This window comes from Luteimonas sp. MC1895 (assembly GCF_016457215.1).
Lineage (GTDB): Bacteria > Pseudomonadota > Gammaproteobacteria > Xanthomonadales > Xanthomonadaceae > Luteimonas.
Genome location: NZ_JAEMDY010000001.1, coordinates 528,649 through 543,371, shown reverse-complemented (window position 1 = coordinate 543,371; position 14,723 = coordinate 528,649). Strand labels below are relative to the sequence as shown.

12 protein-coding genes are annotated in these 14,723 nt (G+C 70.9%); 6 read left to right on the top strand and 6 right to left on the bottom strand.

All coding sequences use genetic code 11. The features are described 5' to 3' along the window. Positions 1-27: 27 nt before the first annotated feature. Together JG616_RS02405 and JG616_RS02400 are read right to left on the bottom strand one after the other, a co-directional pair. Positions 28-3,057: a TonB-dependent receptor gene (locus JG616_RS02405; protein WP_199391562.1), complete on the bottom strand. Its 3,030-nt coding sequence runs from the start codon at positions 3,055-3,057 to the stop codon at positions 28-30. A gap of 110 nt (positions 3,058-3,167) precedes the next feature. After that, a complete protein-coding gene (locus JG616_RS02400) occupies positions 3,168-3,629 on the bottom strand; it encodes a DUF2147 domain-containing protein (RefSeq protein WP_199361514.1) in 462 nt (153 codons plus the stop codon). Between the two features lie 159 nt (positions 3,630-3,788). Here JG616_RS02400 and apbC point away from each other — a divergent pair, with 159 nt between their 5' ends. Together apbC and dcd are read left to right on the top strand one after the other, a co-directional pair. Continuing rightward, positions 3,789-4,670, top strand: a complete 882-nt coding sequence (gene apbC, locus JG616_RS02395; RefSeq protein ID WP_199361515.1) for an iron-sulfur cluster carrier protein ApbC — start codon at positions 3,789-3,791, stop codon at positions 4,668-4,670. A gap of 106 nt (positions 4,671-4,776) precedes the next feature. Continuing rightward, the gene (dcd, locus tag JG616_RS02390; RefSeq protein ID WP_199391561.1) at positions 4,777-5,364 is read left to right on the top strand and encodes a dCTP deaminase; all 588 of its coding nucleotides are present in this window, start codon (positions 4,777-4,779) and stop codon (positions 5,362-5,364) included. Between the two features lie 3 nt (positions 5,365-5,367). On the opposite strand, the gene JG616_RS02385 is transcribed toward dcd, so the two are convergent. Both JG616_RS02385 and JG616_RS02380 read right to left on the bottom strand, forming a co-directional pair. Next, entirely contained in the window at positions 5,368-5,805 is a 438-nt protein-coding gene (locus JG616_RS02385) for an HIT family protein (protein ID WP_199391560.1), read from the bottom strand. Positions 5,806-5,818: 13 nt separating this feature from the next. Further along, positions 5,819-6,574 (bottom strand): dienelactone hydrolase family protein, encoded by a 756-nt coding sequence (locus JG616_RS02380; RefSeq protein WP_199361518.1) that lies wholly within the window; start codon positions 6,572-6,574, stop codon positions 5,819-5,821. Between the two features lie 149 nt (positions 6,575-6,723). On the opposite strand from JG616_RS02380, the gene rimO reads away from it, so the two are divergent. Together rimO and JG616_RS02370 are read left to right on the top strand one after the other, a co-directional pair. Further along, entirely contained in the window at positions 6,724-8,127 is a 1,404-nt protein-coding gene (rimO, locus tag JG616_RS02375; protein WP_199361519.1) for a 30S ribosomal protein S12 methylthiotransferase RimO, read from the top strand. Positions 8,128-8,137: 10 nt separating this feature from the next. Continuing rightward, entirely contained in the window at positions 8,138-9,244 is a 1,107-nt protein-coding gene (locus tag JG616_RS02370) for an acyltransferase family protein (protein ID WP_199361520.1), read from the top strand. Here JG616_RS02370 and greB read toward each other — a convergent pair. Together greB and JG616_RS02360 are read right to left on the bottom strand one after the other, a co-directional pair. Beyond that, on the bottom strand, positions 9,229-9,735 hold the full coding sequence (gene greB / locus JG616_RS02365) for a transcription elongation factor GreB (RefSeq protein WP_199391559.1): 507 nt from the start codon (positions 9,733-9,735) through the stop codon (positions 9,229-9,231). The genes JG616_RS02370 and greB overlap by 16 nt on opposite strands. 60 nt (positions 9,736-9,795) lie before the next feature. Then, complete coding sequence (locus JG616_RS02360) at positions 9,796-11,322, bottom strand: helicase HerA-like domain-containing protein (protein WP_199361522.1); 1,527 nt, start codon at positions 11,320-11,322, stop codon at positions 9,796-9,798. Positions 11,323-11,465: 143 nt separating this feature from the next. Between JG616_RS02360 and JG616_RS02355 the strand changes: the two genes are divergently transcribed. Together JG616_RS02355 and JG616_RS02350 are read left to right on the top strand one after the other, a co-directional pair. Beyond that, entirely contained in the window at positions 11,466-12,992 is a 1,527-nt protein-coding gene (locus tag JG616_RS02355) for a transglycosylase SLT domain-containing protein (protein WP_199391558.1), read from the top strand. Positions 12,993-13,033: 41 nt separating this feature from the next. Continuing rightward, positions 13,034-14,695 (top strand): protein adenylyltransferase SelO, encoded by a 1,662-nt coding sequence (locus tag JG616_RS02350; RefSeq protein WP_199391557.1) that lies wholly within the window; start codon positions 13,034-13,036, stop codon positions 14,693-14,695. Positions 14,696-14,723 lie beyond the last annotated feature (28 nt).

Genomic DNA, 14,723 nt, shown 5'->3' with positions numbered 1-14,723 from the left:
GCCTTCCCGTGGACGTGGTGCGGGTGATCAGAACTTGTAGGTCGCGCCCACGTAGATGAAGCGACCGATGTTGTCGTACAGCGCGCTCGGGATGTCGGCGCCGAAGTAGTTCAGCGGCGGATCCTTGTCGAACACGTTGTCGACGCCCAGGTACAGGTCAAGCCCGCTGTCGGCGAACTTGTAGCCCACCTGCATGTTGTGATAGACCCACGAACCGTTGCGGATCGGGCTCGTGGAACCCGGGTTGGAGCTGTAGCTCGCCGGGGTCACGCGGAGGTTGCCGTCCACGTAGTTCAGGTCCCACGACCCGCGCCAGTTGCCACGGCGGTAGGTGCCGTTGAGCTGCGCGCGCCAGCGGGGATCCTGCACGTAGGTCACGTACTCGAGGAACTCGTCCGGGAAGTCCTGGAACGCCCACTCGCGCGACTGGATCAGGCGCGTGCCGACGAAGCGGAGCGTGCTGTTGCCGCCGAACGCCTCGAAGCGGTAGTCGACCTCGAGGTCGACGCCGACGCGGCGGGACTTGGCCAGGTTCTCGTTGAGCGCGATCCAGTTGGTGATGCTGTACGCCGGGAAGTCCCGCCCCTGCGGATCGGTGTAGCCGCCGGCCGGTGCGCGGGTGATGAAGCTGCAGAACTTGTTGTCGATGCCGCCGGGCGAGTCCACGCAGCGGGTCGCGTTGGTCTGCGCGGTGACGGCGCCGATCGCGTCGTGCAGGGTGATGCGCCAGTAGTCGACCGAGACGCCCAGGCCTTCGACGAACTCCGGCTGCCAGACGAAGCCGAACGACACCGACTCCGCCTCTTCCTCGGCCAGGTTCGGGTTGCCGCCGCTCACGCCGGGGCGGTTCGCCGAGTAGGTGTCGACCCAGCCCACCGGGATGCCCAGCGCCGTGCAGTTGGCCTGGCGCAGTGCCACGTCAGGCGCCGTGTTCGGGCGGTTGGAGTTGGTGGTCAGGTAGTTGCAGGGGTCGTTGATGGTCGCGAAGTTCTGCGACTGCGGGTTGAACAGCTCGCCGATGCTCGGCGCGCGGACCGCCTGCGCGTGGGTGGCGCGGAAGCGCAGCGACGGGATGATCGTCCAGTCGAGGCCCACGTTCCAGGTCACCGCCGAACCGATGGTGCTGTAGTCCGAGTAGCGGCCGGCCAGGTCGATCGCCAGGCGCTCGACGCCCGGGAGGTCGGCCAGCACCGGGATCGTGGTCTCGGCGAACAGCTCGGTCACGTCGTACTCGCCGCCGCGGCTCGGGATGGCGTTGAGGAAGGTCAGGCCCAGGGCCGCCAGCGGATCGGTGTTCTCCTGGCTGCGTTCCTTGCGGTACTCGACGCCGCCGGCGAAGCCGACGTCACCGGCCGGCAGCGTGAACAGCGCGCTGTTGGACACCGACGCGGTCAGCACCTGCTGCTCGAGCTTGGAGGTGTTGAGCGAGTCCGTGTTGAACCACGCCGCGGCTTCGGGGCTGATCGCGCCGTTGCCGAAGGTGCTGAAGGGCACGCAGCCGGTGCGGGCGAAGGTGGAGTAGACCGTGCCGGTATGCGGGTTCAGCGCGTTCGGGTTGAGGGTGGTGCGGCAGACGATGTTGCCGGTCGCCGGGTCGCGAACCGCGTCCATGCCGGCGTGCCAGCGCTCGTTGATGCGGTTGTTGACGTTGAGGCGCGAGATGGTGGTCTGGCCGTAGTTGGCCGAGGTCTCGTAGCTCCAGTTCTCGCCGAAGAAGCCTTCCAGGCCGATGACCGCGCGCGTGGTCTGGCGCTCCACGTCCTCGCCGCGGCGGCCCGCGTCGACGTTGAAGCGCGACACCTGCAGGATCTTCTGCCCGTCGAGCGTCGGGATCGCCGACGCGTCCATCAGCGCGCCCAGTTCGGGCGAGATGTAGGCGTTGTCGCGGCGGATGCGGATCGGCTGGTCGAATGACGGCTGGCCGAAGAACTGCGATTCGGTCTTGCTGTACTTGCCTTCGAAGAACAGTCGGTGGTTGTCGTTGATGTCGAAGTTGATCGCCGTGTTGAAGCTGAAGCGGTCGAATGCCGGCTGCAGGTCGGCCACGGCATTGAGGTCGGCGAAGTCGCAGTCGACGCAGGAGCTGGCGCTGACGACGGTGCCGTCGTAGCGGTTCCGGCGGAAGCTGCCGTCGGTGTCGAAGATGTAGCGGTTGGCCCAGGTCGCCGGATTGGCCGGGTTGAAGCTGCCGATCGTGAAGGTGCCGCCGTAGGAAATGGCGTGGTTGCCACCCGGGCCCGAAATCACGGTCTGCGGGTTGCTCGGGCTGGGCGGCTGCGACGGATCGAAGTTCGGGTTGGGCACCGAGACGCGGTACTCGCGGCCGATGCTCCGGTCGCCGCGGCCGAAGCGGTCCTGCTTGCTGTATTCAAGCGAGAACGCCGCCGAGCCGCGGCCTTCGGCGAAGTCGCTGCCGCCGGAGAAGCTCAGGAACGAGCGGTCGAAGCCGCCCTCGGAGGCCTGGCCGGTCTGGCCGCGCAGCTCGAAGCCGTCGAAGGACCGCTTGAGGATGAAGTTCACCACGCCTGCGACGGCGTCCGCACCGTAGACCGCCGACGCGCCGCCGGTGATCACTTCCACGCGCTCGATCCATTCGGTGGGGATCGTGTTGACGTCGACCGCGGTCGAGCCCGGGCTGGAGCCGACGTGGCGGCGGCCGTTGACGAGGACCAGGGTCCGCGCCGTGCCCATTCCGCGCAGGTCGAGCAGGCCAAGGCCCGCGGTGCCGATGAAGCGCGTCGAGTTGCCCAGGGTGTAGTTGGGCGACAGCGCAGGCAGCTTGGTCATCAGGTCGCCGATGTTCACCGCGCCGGTGGTGCGGATCTCTTCGGCGGTGATCGCGGTGACCGGTGACGGGGTCACGAAACCGGCGCGCGAGATACGCGAACCGGTGACCGTGACGCGGTCGAGGTCGGTTGCGGATTCGGCGGCGGCCTCGTTGGCGGGCGCCTCCTGGTCAGCATCCTGCGCGAATGCGATTCCGGTGGCAGGCAGTGCGATGGCGGCGAACAAGGCCGCGCTCAGGCGGCTGCGCCTGTAAGTGGTGCGGTTGGACATGCTGACTCCCCTGGTGGTGATCTGTTGCGATCCGGACGCGCTACCCCAGCGCGCCCGAACCCCGACCCTATCACCCGGGAAGCCGTTGTTAAAGTGGGGTGACGATTCCGTTACGGAGCCTGTCGCGCGGCGGGTTGGCGTTCCCACAGCTGCGACTTGCAGATGAAGGCGACGCAGCCGGACACCTTGAGCTTCGCGCCGTTCTCCACCAGCTCCATCTTCGACTTGTACACCTTGCCCTCGTCGGGCTTGAGGATGGTGCCGCCGGACCAGGCCGCGCCATCGACCTTCATGCCGCGGATGATCTCCATCCCGGTGATCGGCTTGTCCTTGCGGTCGTCCTTGCACTTGTCGCAGGTCGGGTTCGGCCGGCTCGGATCGAGCAGTTCGACGATGCGGCCCGTAAGCGTGCCGTTCGCGGCCTGGGTGATCTCGACGATCGACTTCGCCTTGCCGGTCTGGTCGTCGATGGTCTTCCAGCGCCCGGTGGCGCCGTTCGCCTGTGCGCTGGCGCCGGAAGTGGCCAGGATGGCAACGGCGAGCAGGGCACCGCAAAGGAAGGTCTTGCGCATCGGTCACTCCAATAGGGTCGTAGGGTCCGCGCCCTCGGCGCTCCGCCCTTATACGCGCTGCCGCGGCGGAAAAGAACAACGGCGGCACAACGCGCCGCTCGCAGCGATCGCGGCTTTGGCGCAAGCTTGCAGGCCCGATGTCGACGCCGGAGTGCCGTGTTGTCCACCAGTAACCCGTCCGCCAGGGGAGCCCCCCGCATCCCCGCCCATGCCGTGCAGGCGAGCCTCAAGCCCCTGCCGCGGATCCGCAACATCATCGCCGTGGGATCCGGCAAGGGCGGCGTCGGCAAGTCGACCACCGCGGTCAACCTGGCGCTCGCGCTCGCGGCCGATGGCACGCGCGTGGGCATCCTCGATGCCGACGTCTACGGCCCCAGCATCCCGACCATGCTCGGCCTGTCGGGCCGCCCGGAAAGCCCGGACAACAAGTCGATCCTGCCGATGCGCGCGCACGGCATCGAGGCGATGTCGATCGGGCTGCTGGTGGAGCAGGACACGCCGATGATCTGGCGCGGTCCAATGGCCACCTCGGCGCTCACCCAGCTGCTCAACGACACGCTGTGGGGCGGCGAGGAGGGCCTGGACTACCTCATCGTCGACCTGCCGCCGGGCACCGGCGACATCCAGCTGACGCTGGCGCAGAAGATCCCGGTCGCCGGCGCGATCATCGTCACCACGCCCCAGGACGTGGCCACGCTGGACGCGCGCAAGGGCCTGAAGATGTTCGAGAAGGTCGAGGTCGCGGTGCTGGGCCTGGTGGAGAACATGGCCGTGCACGTCTGTACGCAGTGCGGCCACGCCGAGCACGTCTTCGGCGAGGGCGGCGGCGCGCGCATGGCCGAACAGTACGGCGTGCCACTGCTGGGCTCGCTGCCGCTGGAGCGCAGCATCCGCGAGCAGGGCGATGCCGGCACGCCGGTGGTCCTGGCGGCGCCGGATTCCCCCGCGGCCGCGGCCTACCGGCAGCTGGCCGCCAACGTCGCCGCGGAGCTTGCGAAGCGTCCGCGCGCGCCCGCGGCGATCTCCGCCTCGCTGCTGTAGCAGGGCGCGTCCCGGCCCGGGGTGCCGCGCCGGCCACCATTCCCTACAATCGCCGGTCCTGCCCCGGGGCGCGCGCCGCCGCCGGGGCGCCGCACCCGGGAGCCGCATGAGCATCAAGTCCGACCGCTGGATCCGCCGCATGGTCGAGGAGCAGGGCATGATCGAGCCCTTCGAGCCCGGCCAGGTCAAGTTCTCCGACAAGGGCGGCAGCGGCGGCGAGCGCATCGTCAGCTACGGCACCTCGAGCTACGGCTACGACGTGCGCTGCTCGCGCGAGTTCAAGATCTTCACCAACATCAACTCGACGATCGTCGACCCGAAGCACTTCGACCCGAAGAGCTTCGTGGACATCGAGGCCGACGAGTGCATCATCCCGCCGAACTCGTTCGCGCTGGCGCGCACAGTCGAGTACTTCCGCATCCCGCGCGACACCCTGGTGGTCTGCCTGGGCAAGAGCACCTATGCGCGCTGCGGGATCATCGTCAACGTGACCCCGCTCGAGCCGGAGTGGGAAGGCCACGTGACCCTGGAGTTCAGCAACACCACGCCGCTGCCGGCGCGCATCTACGCCAACGAAGGCGTGGCGCAGATGCTGTTCTTCCAGTCGGACGCCGACGATGTCTGCGAGACCTCCTACCGCGACCGCGGCGGCAAGTACCAGGGGCAGACCGGCGTCACCCTGCCGCGCACCTGAGCCTCAGTCCTGCAGGAGCGCCGCCTGCAGCTCGCGCACCCGCGCCACCAGGGCCTCGGGCGCATAGGGCCGCGCGGCCACGCGGCCCCAGACCGGTGCCGGCCAGGCCGGATCGTGTTCGAAGCGCGCGATCACGTGCACGTGCAGCTGCGGCACCAGGTTCCCGAGCGCGGCGACGTTGAGCTTGTGCGGCTGGACCACGTCGAGCAGCAACTGCTCGCAGCGCGCGATCTCCTCCATCAGCGTGGCGCGCTGGGCGGGGTCGAGGTCGGTGAGCTCACGCGCGCCGGGCACGCGCGGCACCAGCACCAGCCACGGATAGTTGTCGTCGTCCATCAGCTGCAGGTCGCACAGCGCCAGGGTCGCGACCGGATGGCTGTCGGCGGCGAGCTGGGGATGCATCGCGTGCGGTTCGGATGGCTGCTGCTTGCGCCTGGGCATGGGGGTCTCCCGGTCAATGGCCTGCGCCGGGCCGGAAGGCCCGCTGCAGGAAGTCGAGGGTGCGGACGTGGGCGAGGCGGGCCGATGCCGGATCGTGGTGGCGCGGGTCGACGTCGCGGTTGAAGCCGTGGCCGGCATCGTAGACATGCAGCTCCGCCTGCGGATGCGCGCGACGGTGGGCCTCGATGTCCGCCGGCGGAATGCTGTGGTCGCGGGCGCCGAAGTGGAACAGCATCGGCGCGCGCAGCGGTTCGTCCAGGACGGGCAGGGTGCGCGCGCCGTAGTAGCTGACCGCGGGCAGGCCGAGGCGGGTATTGGCCAGGAACGCCACGCTGCCGCCCCAGCAGAAGCCCACGGCGGCCACGCGCCGGTCGGCCGCTTCACCGGGCTCGGGGCTGGCCTGGACCCTGGTCGCGGGCGCCGGGCGGCCCCCAGGGGGCGCCAGCAGCATGGACAGCGTCGAGGCCGCCGCCCCCGCCACGGCCACCGCGCGGTCGAAGCCCAGGGCGGCGGCCAGGGCGCGCCCGCCCTCGAAGCCGGCTTCGTCGTAGGTGAGCTCGGCGTCGCGCTCCACCGGATCGAACAGGGCGGGGGCCAGGGCCAGCAGGCCCTCGCGCGCATAGCGGTCGGTGACCGCGCGCATGTGTGCGTTGACCCCGAAGATCTCCTGCAGGACGACCACGCCGCCCTGCGGCGGGCCCTCGGGCCGCGCCAGCCAGCCGCCGACCTCGCCGATTCCGGGGACCTGCAGCTTCACCCGTGCGCCCATCGTCGCCTCCAGGCCCGGCCGTGGGGTCCGGCCTCCGGCGGATTCTAGCCCGCCGGTATAATCGCCGCCGGCCCCTCGCGGCCACGCCCTCACGCATCCCCCGCAAACCCGCCCCACCGGCGGTCCACACCGCCGAGCCGCCGCAGCGCATGAACGACACCGCCACCCCGACCGCCCCCCGCGTGGGCTTCGTCAGCCTCGGCTGCCCGAAGGCCCTGGTCGACTCCGAGCGCATCCTCACCCAGCTGCGGGTCGAGGGCTACGACCTGTCGGCCAGCTATGACGACGCCGACGTGGTGGTGGTCAACACCTGCGGCTTCATCGACTCCGCGGTGGCCGAATCTCTGGATGCGATCGGCGAGGCCATGGCGGAGAACGGCAAGGTCATCGTGACCGGCTGCCTGGGCAAGCGCGCGGAGCTGATCCGCGAGGCGCATCCCGGCGTGCTGTCGATCAGCGGGCCGCAGGACTACGGCAGCGTGATGCAGGCGGTGCACGCCGCGCTGCCGCCGCGCCACGATCCCTTCGTCGACCTGATGCCGGCCCCGCGCGTGCTCGGCGGCGAGGACTATGCCGCCGGCATCAAGCTCACCCCCAAGCACTACGCCTACCTGAAGATTTCCGAGGGCTGCAACCACCGCTGCAGCTTCTGCATCATCCCCTCGATGCGCGGCGACCTGGTGTCGCGCCCGGTGGACGAGGTGCTGCGCGAAGCCGAGCGCCTGGTGCATGGCGGCGTGCGCGAGCTGCTGGTGGTGTCGCAGGACACCTCGGCCTATGGCGTCGACCTGCGCTACGCCGAACGCACCTGGCGCGGCCGCGCGTACCAGACGCGCATGAAGGCGCTGTGCGAAGGACTGTCGGAACTCGACGCCTGGGTGCGCCTGCACTACGTGTATCCGTACCCGCACGTGGACACCATCATCGAGCTGATGACCCAGCACAAGGCCGACGGCACCCCGCGCCTGCTGCCCTACCTCGACATCCCCTTCCAGCACGCCAGCCCGCGCATCCTCAAGCTGATGAAGCGTCCGGGCGCCGTGGAGCGCACGTTGGAGCGCGTGCAGTCCTGGCGCGCGGCCTGCCCGGAGCTGACCGTGCGCTCGACCTTCATCGTCGGCTTCCCCGGCGAGACCGAGGCCGAGTTCGAGGCGCTGCTGGAGTTCCTCGACGCCGCCCAGCTCGACCGCGTCGGCGCCTTCGCCTACTCGCCGGTCACCGGCGCCGCGGCCAACCTGCTGCCGGACCCGGTGCCGGAAGCGGTCAAGCAGGAGCGCCTCGCGCGCTTCATGGAGCGCCAGGCGGAGATCTCCGCGCAGCGGCTGGAAGCGAAGGTGGGCACGGTGCAGCGCTGCATCGTCGATGCCATCGACGGCGACCTCGCGATCGCGCGCTCGATGGCCGACGCACCGGAGATCGACGGCCTGGTGCAGGTGCAGGACGGCCGCGAGGCCGGCCTGCGCGCCGGCGAGTTCGTCGACGTGCGGATCATGGGCAGCGACGAGCACGACCTCTACGGTGAGGTCGAGTACGCCGGGGAGCCCCTTGGCTAGCCCGCTGGGCATGCTCACCCGCACATTCCCCAGCGTCGGTACCCACATGGCGGCGCTGGATGGCCTGCGCGGGCTCGCGCTGCTGCTGGTGGTGGCGAGCCACGGCAGCAACATGGGCCTGCACCTCGTCCCGGGCGTGGACATGTCCGGCACCGGCAAGACCGGCGTCTGGCTGTTCTTCGTGCTCAGCGCCTTCCTGCTCATGCACCAGTTCCTGCACCTGGATGCGCTGGGACGCCTGGACGCGGGCGAATGGTGGCGCTACGCCTGGCGCCGCGTGCTGCGGATCTATCCGCTGTACACCGTGTTCCTGCTCGCCTGCTGGCTGCTGCCGCTGCAGCACCAGATGCCGCCGATGTCGGCGCGCGAGGTCTGGGACCACCTCACGCTGCAGCGCGCGTTCTGGCTCACCTGGTCGATCGCGGTCGAATTCAAGTACTACCTGGTGCTGCCGCTGCTGGTGCTGGCCTGGATCCACGTGGCGCGGCGCAGCTTCTGGGCCGCGACCGTGCTGGCCGCGGCGGCGATCGCCGCGCGCGAGTGGCTGGCCCCGGAGTTCCACGTCTTCCAGCTGCGGACCTATATCGCGATCTTCCTGGTCGGCTCGTGGGTGGCCGTCGCCCACCACCACCTGTCGCGCCGGCCCGGATGGCAGGCAGGCCTGCGTGGCCCGGCCGCCGTCGTCGCGTGCGCGCTCTTCGCCCTGGCGATCGCGATGACGCCCAGCCTGTGGAGCCTGCTGCGCGGGGCGCCGGTGGCGGTCAACCACTGGCACCAGTCGTACACGCTGTACGGGCTGATCTGGGGTGGGTTCATGCTGGCCCTGCTGCAGGCCCCGGCATGGCTGCAGGCCGGCTTCGGCTGGCTGCCGCTGCGGGTGTTCGGCGTGGTCAGCTTCAGCGGCTACCTCTGGCACGCGATCGTGCTGGAGAACCTGGGCTGGCTGCCGTTTCCGGTGGGCAGCCCGGCCGCCGCGGCGACGGTGCTGGCGGTCGTGGTCGTGGTCTCGGTGGCCAGCTACCTGGTGATCGAGCAGCCGTTCCTGCGCCTGGGGCGCCGCCGGCGCGCCGCGGGAGACCGCGGGCCGCTGCCGCCGGTGGCTCAGTCGGCGGGATAGTCGACCGCGACCACGGCGAAGCGGCGCTTTCCGCCGGGCAGTTCCACGTCGACCTCGTCATCCACGCGCTTCTTCAGGAGCGCCCTGGCCAGCGGCGAGTCGATGCTGATCCAGCCGAGCGCCGCGTCGGTCTCGTCGGGGCCGACGATGCGGTAGCGCGCGCAGTCGCCGCTGGCGACGTCCTCGACCTCGAGCAGCGCGCCGAAGTAGATCGCGTCGGGATCGCTTGGCCGGGTGTCGACCACGCGCAGATCCTGCAGGCGCCTGGACAGGTAGCGCACGCGGCGGTCGATTTCGCCCAGCTGCTTCTTGCGGTAGGTGTACTCGGCGTTTTCCGAACGGTCGCCTTCGGCCGCGGCCGCGGCCAGCGCGCGCACCACGTCAGGGCGGCGGACGCGCCACAGGTCGTCGAGTTCGGCCTTCAGCCGCGCATGGCCTTCGGCGGTGACCAGGGCGGTGGATTTCTCCGCGGGCGGGCGCCAGCGCGACATCGTTGTCTCAGCGCGCCATGTCGCGCGTCGTGCCGCGCGCACGGTGAGCCAGGGCGGCGCTCACTTGCGCCCCGTGATGCCGCCGAAGATCCCGCGCAGGATCTGGCGGCCGATCTGGTTGCCGACCGTGCGCGCGGTCTGCTTGGCCATGGTTTCGACCATGCCCTGGCGGCGCTTCGTGCCGAACACGGCATCCTTGACCGCCTGGGCGAAGCCGCCACCGGCCTCCTCCTCGTCCTGCTTCGCGGTGCGCGCCTGCGGAGCGCCGGCCTGCGCCGCCAGGCCTTCGGCCTTCTTCGCCAGCAGCTCGAACGCGGACTCCCGGTCGACCGCGGCGTCGTACTTCGCGCCCACCGGGCTGCCGGCGCGCACCTGCGCGCGCTCGGCGTCGGTGATCGCGCCCATGCGGCAGCGCGGCGGCGCCACCAGGGTCTGCTCGACCGGCATCGGCGCGCCCTTGCCCTGCAGCGTGGACACCAGCGCCTCGCCGGTGCCGAGCTGGCCGATCGCCTTGGCCACGTCCAGGCCCGGGTTGGACACGAAGGTCTCGGCCGCGGTGCGCACCGCCTTCTGGTCGCGCGGGGTGTAGGCGCGCAGCGCGTGCTGCACGCGGTTGCCGAGCTGGCCCAGCACGTTGTCGGGCACGTCGTCGGGGAACTGCGAGCAGAAGTACACGCCCACGCCCTTGGAGCGGATGAGCCGCACGACCTGTTCGATGCGCTGCAGCAGCGCCGGCGGTGCGTCGGCGAACAGCAGGTGGGCCTCGTCGAAGATGAAGGCGAGCTTCGGCTTGTCGAGGTCGCCAACCTCCGGCAGGGTCTCGAACAGCTCCGACAGCAACCACAGCAGGAAGCTGGAATACAGCCGCGGCTTCAGGATCAGGCGGTCGGCGGCCATGATGCTGACCACGCCGCGGCCGTCGGTGGTGGTGCGCATGATGTCGGCCAGCTCCAGGGCGGGCTCGCCGAAGAAGGCCTCGCCGCCGTCCGACTCCAGGCGCAGCAGTGCGCGCTGGATGGCGCCGATCGACGGCGTGCTGACCAGGCCGTACTGCGTCGACACCGCCTTGCGCTCTTCGGCCACCAGGCCGAGCAGGGCGCGCAGGTCGGCAAGGTCGAGCAGCAGCAGGCCGCGGTCGTCGGCGAGCTTGAACACGATGTCGAGCACGCCGGACTGGGTGTCGTTCAATTCGAGCATGCGCGCCAGCAGCGTCGGACCGATCTCGCTGACCGTGGTGCGCACGGGGTGCCCGAGCTTGCCGTAGATGTCCCAGAAGATGACCGGGCTGGCTTCGGCGTCGTAGCCGTCGACGCCGATCATCGCCGCGCGCTCGCGGAGCCTGTCGTCGATGTCGCCCGGGACCGCGAGACCGGCGACGTCGCCCTTGACGTCGGCCATGAACACCGGCACGCCGATCCGCGAGAACCCCTCGGCCAGGGTCATCAGGGTGACCGTCTTGCCGGTGCCGGTGGCGCCGGCGACCAGGCCGTGGCGGTTGCCGAACTTCGGCTGCAGGAAGACGCGGCCACCGGTTTCGGGCAGCGAGTCGGGCGCGGTGACGGCCTTGCCGACGAGGATCGGGTCCATGGGAGCTCCTGGGGTGATGCCGCGATTCTAGCCAAATGCCCTGACCGTCCCGGCGAACCGGAAACCCGTGGCGCGCGGGCTTTGCGCTTGCAGCGGGGCCTCGTTACCCTGCGGTTCGCGTTTTCGCAGTCCCCGGTTGTCGCATGCCCCCATATTCCGCAGTCCTGCGTCGGCTCGTGCTCGCCACGGCCGTCGTCGTTTCGCTCTCCCACGTTCCCGAGGCCTCCGCCCAGTCCCGGCGCGACCGGGCCGCCACGGCCGATCTGGCCGAACGCATGGCCGCCGCCGAGGCGCGCTACCGCGAGTCGCTGGTCAAGGCCGCCAACGCCGATCCCGAGGCGCTCGCCCAGGGCGACGCCGCGCTGGAGGACGTGGAGGACGTGCTGCTGGCCTGCGAGAAGCAGCGCGGCTGCGAGCTTTCGGCGCTGCTCCCGGGCGTGAAGCGCCTGCTGAAGGCGCAGGCCGACGATGTCGGGGGCGCCGACGGCGTCGAGACCGACGACATCGGCGACATCGGCGACGACGGCATGCCCACCGGCGACGTTCCCGAGGCGGCCACCGCCGCGGCGCTGCTGAGCGAAGACGGCCAGCGCTTCGTGCGCATGGTGCAGTTCAATCCGGCGGTGCAGGAGGGCATCCGCCGCTGGCTGACCGACATGCGCGTGTCGCTGGTCACCAGCCACGAGAACTACCAGTACATGCGCCATCTGATGGCCCCGGCTTTCGAGAAGCGTGGCCTGCCCGAGGCGCTGCTGTTCGGGATCATGGCCAAGGAATCCAACGGCCGCGTGCATGCGGGTTCGCGCGCAGGCGCGGTGGGGCCGCTGCAGTTCATGCCCGCGACCGGGCGCCGCTTCGGCCTGGGGCCGGACGGCAGCGGCTTCGACACCCGCTACGATCCCGCGCAGTCCGCGGACGCGGCGGCGAGCTACCTGTCCGAGCGCTTCGCCGAGTTCGGCAACGAGGTCGAGAAGTGGCTGGCGGCCTACAACGGCGGCGAAGGCCGCGCGCGGCGCATCCATGACGCCAGTGGCGGCCGCGCCTTCTGGGAAGCCGACGTCTACAGCCAGTTCCCGGCGGAGACCCGCGACTACGTGCCGATGGTGATCGCGGCGGCGTGGCTGTACCTGCATCCCAGGGAATACGGGCTGAGCTTCCCGAAGATCGACGTGCGACCAACGCACTTCGCGCTGTCGCGGCCGGCGTCGATCTACGAGCTGACCATCTGCATGGGCGACAGCGGCAGCCGCCACGGCTACATGCGCCAGCTGCGCAACCTCAACCCGCGCTTCGAGGCCGACCAGGTCATTCCCGCCGGCGCCGTGCTCCAGGGCACCACGCGCATGGCCGCGCTGTACAAGCGCTGGTGCGCCCAGGGCCGGCGCGCCGACCTGGCCCAGCAGCTGATGGGCAGCCGGGTGGACGCGGCGCTGGTGCGCACCGGGCCGATCGAGGTCGTGCGCCCCGAAGGCACGACCGTGGCCACCGGCGTGCCCACGCCGGCGTCCGCGCCGCGCGAGCACCGCGTGGCCCCTGGTGAAACCCTGGTCGGCATCGCCCGGCAGTACGGCTGCGAGGCGCGCGAGCTGGCCCAGGCCAACCGCCTGCAGGCGCCGTCCTACGCGATCCGCGTGGGGCAGCGGCTGCGCCTGGAAGGCTGCAGCGGCTGACCCGCACGTCGCGTTCGCGCGCCGCTGACGATACTGCGCGCATGCGACTCGACTTCGACAACGCGTTCCTGCGCGAGCTGCCGGGCGACCCGGTCGAGGGGCCCGGCCTGCGCCAGGTCCAGGCCGCCTGGTCGCGGGTGTCGCCGACCGCGGTGCGGTCCCCGCGCCTGGTCGCACATGCGGCGGAGGTCGCCGACATGCTGGGGCTGGGGGCGCCCGATGTCGCGTCGCCCGTCTTCGCCGCAGTGTTTGGCGGCAATGCGCGGCTGGACGGCATGGATCCCTGGGCCGCGAACTACGGCGGGCACCAGTTCGGCCACTGGGCCGGCCAGCTCGGCGACGGGCGTGCGATCAGCCTCGGCGAGGCCGTGGGTGCCGACGGACGACGCCACGAGCTGCAGCTGAAGGGTGCGGGCGCCACGCCGTATTCGCGCGGCGCCGATGGCCGCGCCGTTCTGCGCTCCTCGATCCGCGAGTTCATCTGCAGCGAGGCCATGCACCACCTTGGCGTGCCGACCACGCGTGCCCTGTCACTGGTGGCCACCGGCGAGCCGGTGGTCCGCGACATGTTCTACGACGGTCATCCGCGGCCCGAGCCCGGCGCGGTCGTGTGCCGCGTTTCACCCTCGTTCATCCGCTTCGGCACCTTCGAGCTTCCGGCCTCCCGCGGTGATCCCGAGCTGCTGCGCGCGCTGGCGGAGTTCTGCGTGTGGCGCGATTTTCCGTGGCTGCTGCACGCGCCGGGCGGCGGCGCCGATGCGGCAGGGGCCGGATCCAGCGGCGTCGGCCTGCCGGCGACCGGGCCGGGCTCGCTCGCCGACCTGCGCGCGGCGGGGGCCTTCGACGAGGCCCTGTTCGCCCGCTGGTTCCACGAGGTCTGCGTGCGCACCGCGCGCCTGGTCGGCCACTGGATGCGGGTGGGCTTCGTCCACGGCGTGCTCAATACCGACAACATGTCGATCCTCGGGCTGACCATCGATTACGGGCCCTACGGCTGGATCGACGACTACGACCCCGACTGGACGCCCAACACCACCGATGTGCAGCACCGGCGCTACCGCTTCGGCTGGCAGCCGCGGGTGGCGCACTGGAACCTCGGGCGGCTGGCGCAGGCGCTGGCGCCGCTGTTCGCCGACGCCGCGCCGCTGCAGGCGGGCCTCGACGCCTACGCCGCGACCTGGGCCGGCTGCGAGCGCGACAACGCCTGCGCCAAGCTGGGCCTGGAGCGCTGCACGGACGGCGACCTCGCGCTGATGCGTGAGCTGCAGGCGCTCATGCACCGCGCCGGTGCCGACATGACGCGGTTCTTCCGCGCGCTGGCCGATGTCGACATCGATGCCCCGCAGACCTCGCTCGAACCGCTGCGGGGCGCGTTCTACGACGAGCAGCGACTGGCAGGGGAGGCTGCAGGGTTCGAGGCCTGGCTGACGCGCTACGCCGCCCGCTGCCGCGCCGACGGCCTGCCACGCGAGGCGCGGGTCGCGCACATGAACGCGGCCAATCCCCGCTACGTGCCGCGCAACTACCTGGCCCAGCAGGCCATCGACCGCGCCGAGGCGGGTGACGAGGCGGGAATCGCCGAGCTGCTGGACGTGCTGCGCGATCCCTACGGCGAGCAGCCCGGGCGCGAAGCCTTTGCCGCGCTGCGCCCGGACTGGGCGATGGACCGCGCCGGCTGCTCGATGCTGTCCTGCAGTTCCTGAGCCGCCGGCCGCCGCGCGCGGGCCGGTA

Excerpts from the sequence above, each read along its gene's own strand:
- JG616_RS02405 (WP_199391562.1), bottom strand. The coding sequence starts at position 3,057 with ATGTCCAACCGCACCACTTACAGGCGCAGCCGCCTGAGCGCGGCCTTG.
- JG616_RS02400 (WP_199361514.1), bottom strand. The coding sequence starts at position 3,629 with ATGCGCAAGACCTTCCTTTGCGGTGCCCTGCTCGCCGTTGCCATCCTG.
- dcd (WP_199391561.1), top strand. The coding sequence starts at position 4,777 with ATGAGCATCAAGTCCGACCGCTGGATCCGCCGCATGGTCGAGGAGCAG.
- JG616_RS02385 (WP_199391560.1), bottom strand. The coding sequence starts at position 5,805 with ATGCCCAGGCGCAAGCAGCAGCCATCCGAACCGCACGCGATGCATCCC.
- JG616_RS02380 (WP_199361518.1), bottom strand. The coding sequence starts at position 6,574 with ATGGGCGCACGGGTGAAGCTGCAGGTCCCCGGAATCGGCGAGGTCGGC.
- rimO (WP_199361519.1), top strand. The coding sequence starts at position 6,724 with ATGAACGACACCGCCACCCCGACCGCCCCCCGCGTGGGCTTCGTCAGC.
- JG616_RS02370 (WP_199361520.1), top strand. The coding sequence starts at position 8,138 with ATGCTCACCCGCACATTCCCCAGCGTCGGTACCCACATGGCGGCGCTG.
- greB (WP_199391559.1), bottom strand. The coding sequence starts at position 9,735 with ATGTCGCGCTGGCGCCCGCCCGCGGAGAAATCCACCGCCCTGGTCACC.
- JG616_RS02360 (WP_199361522.1), bottom strand. The coding sequence starts at position 11,322 with ATGGACCCGATCCTCGTCGGCAAGGCCGTCACCGCGCCCGACTCGCTG.
- JG616_RS02355 (WP_199391558.1), top strand. The coding sequence starts at position 11,466 with ATGCCCCCATATTCCGCAGTCCTGCGTCGGCTCGTGCTCGCCACGGCC.
- JG616_RS02350 (WP_199391557.1), top strand. The coding sequence starts at position 13,034 with ATGCGACTCGACTTCGACAACGCGTTCCTGCGCGAGCTGCCGGGCGAC.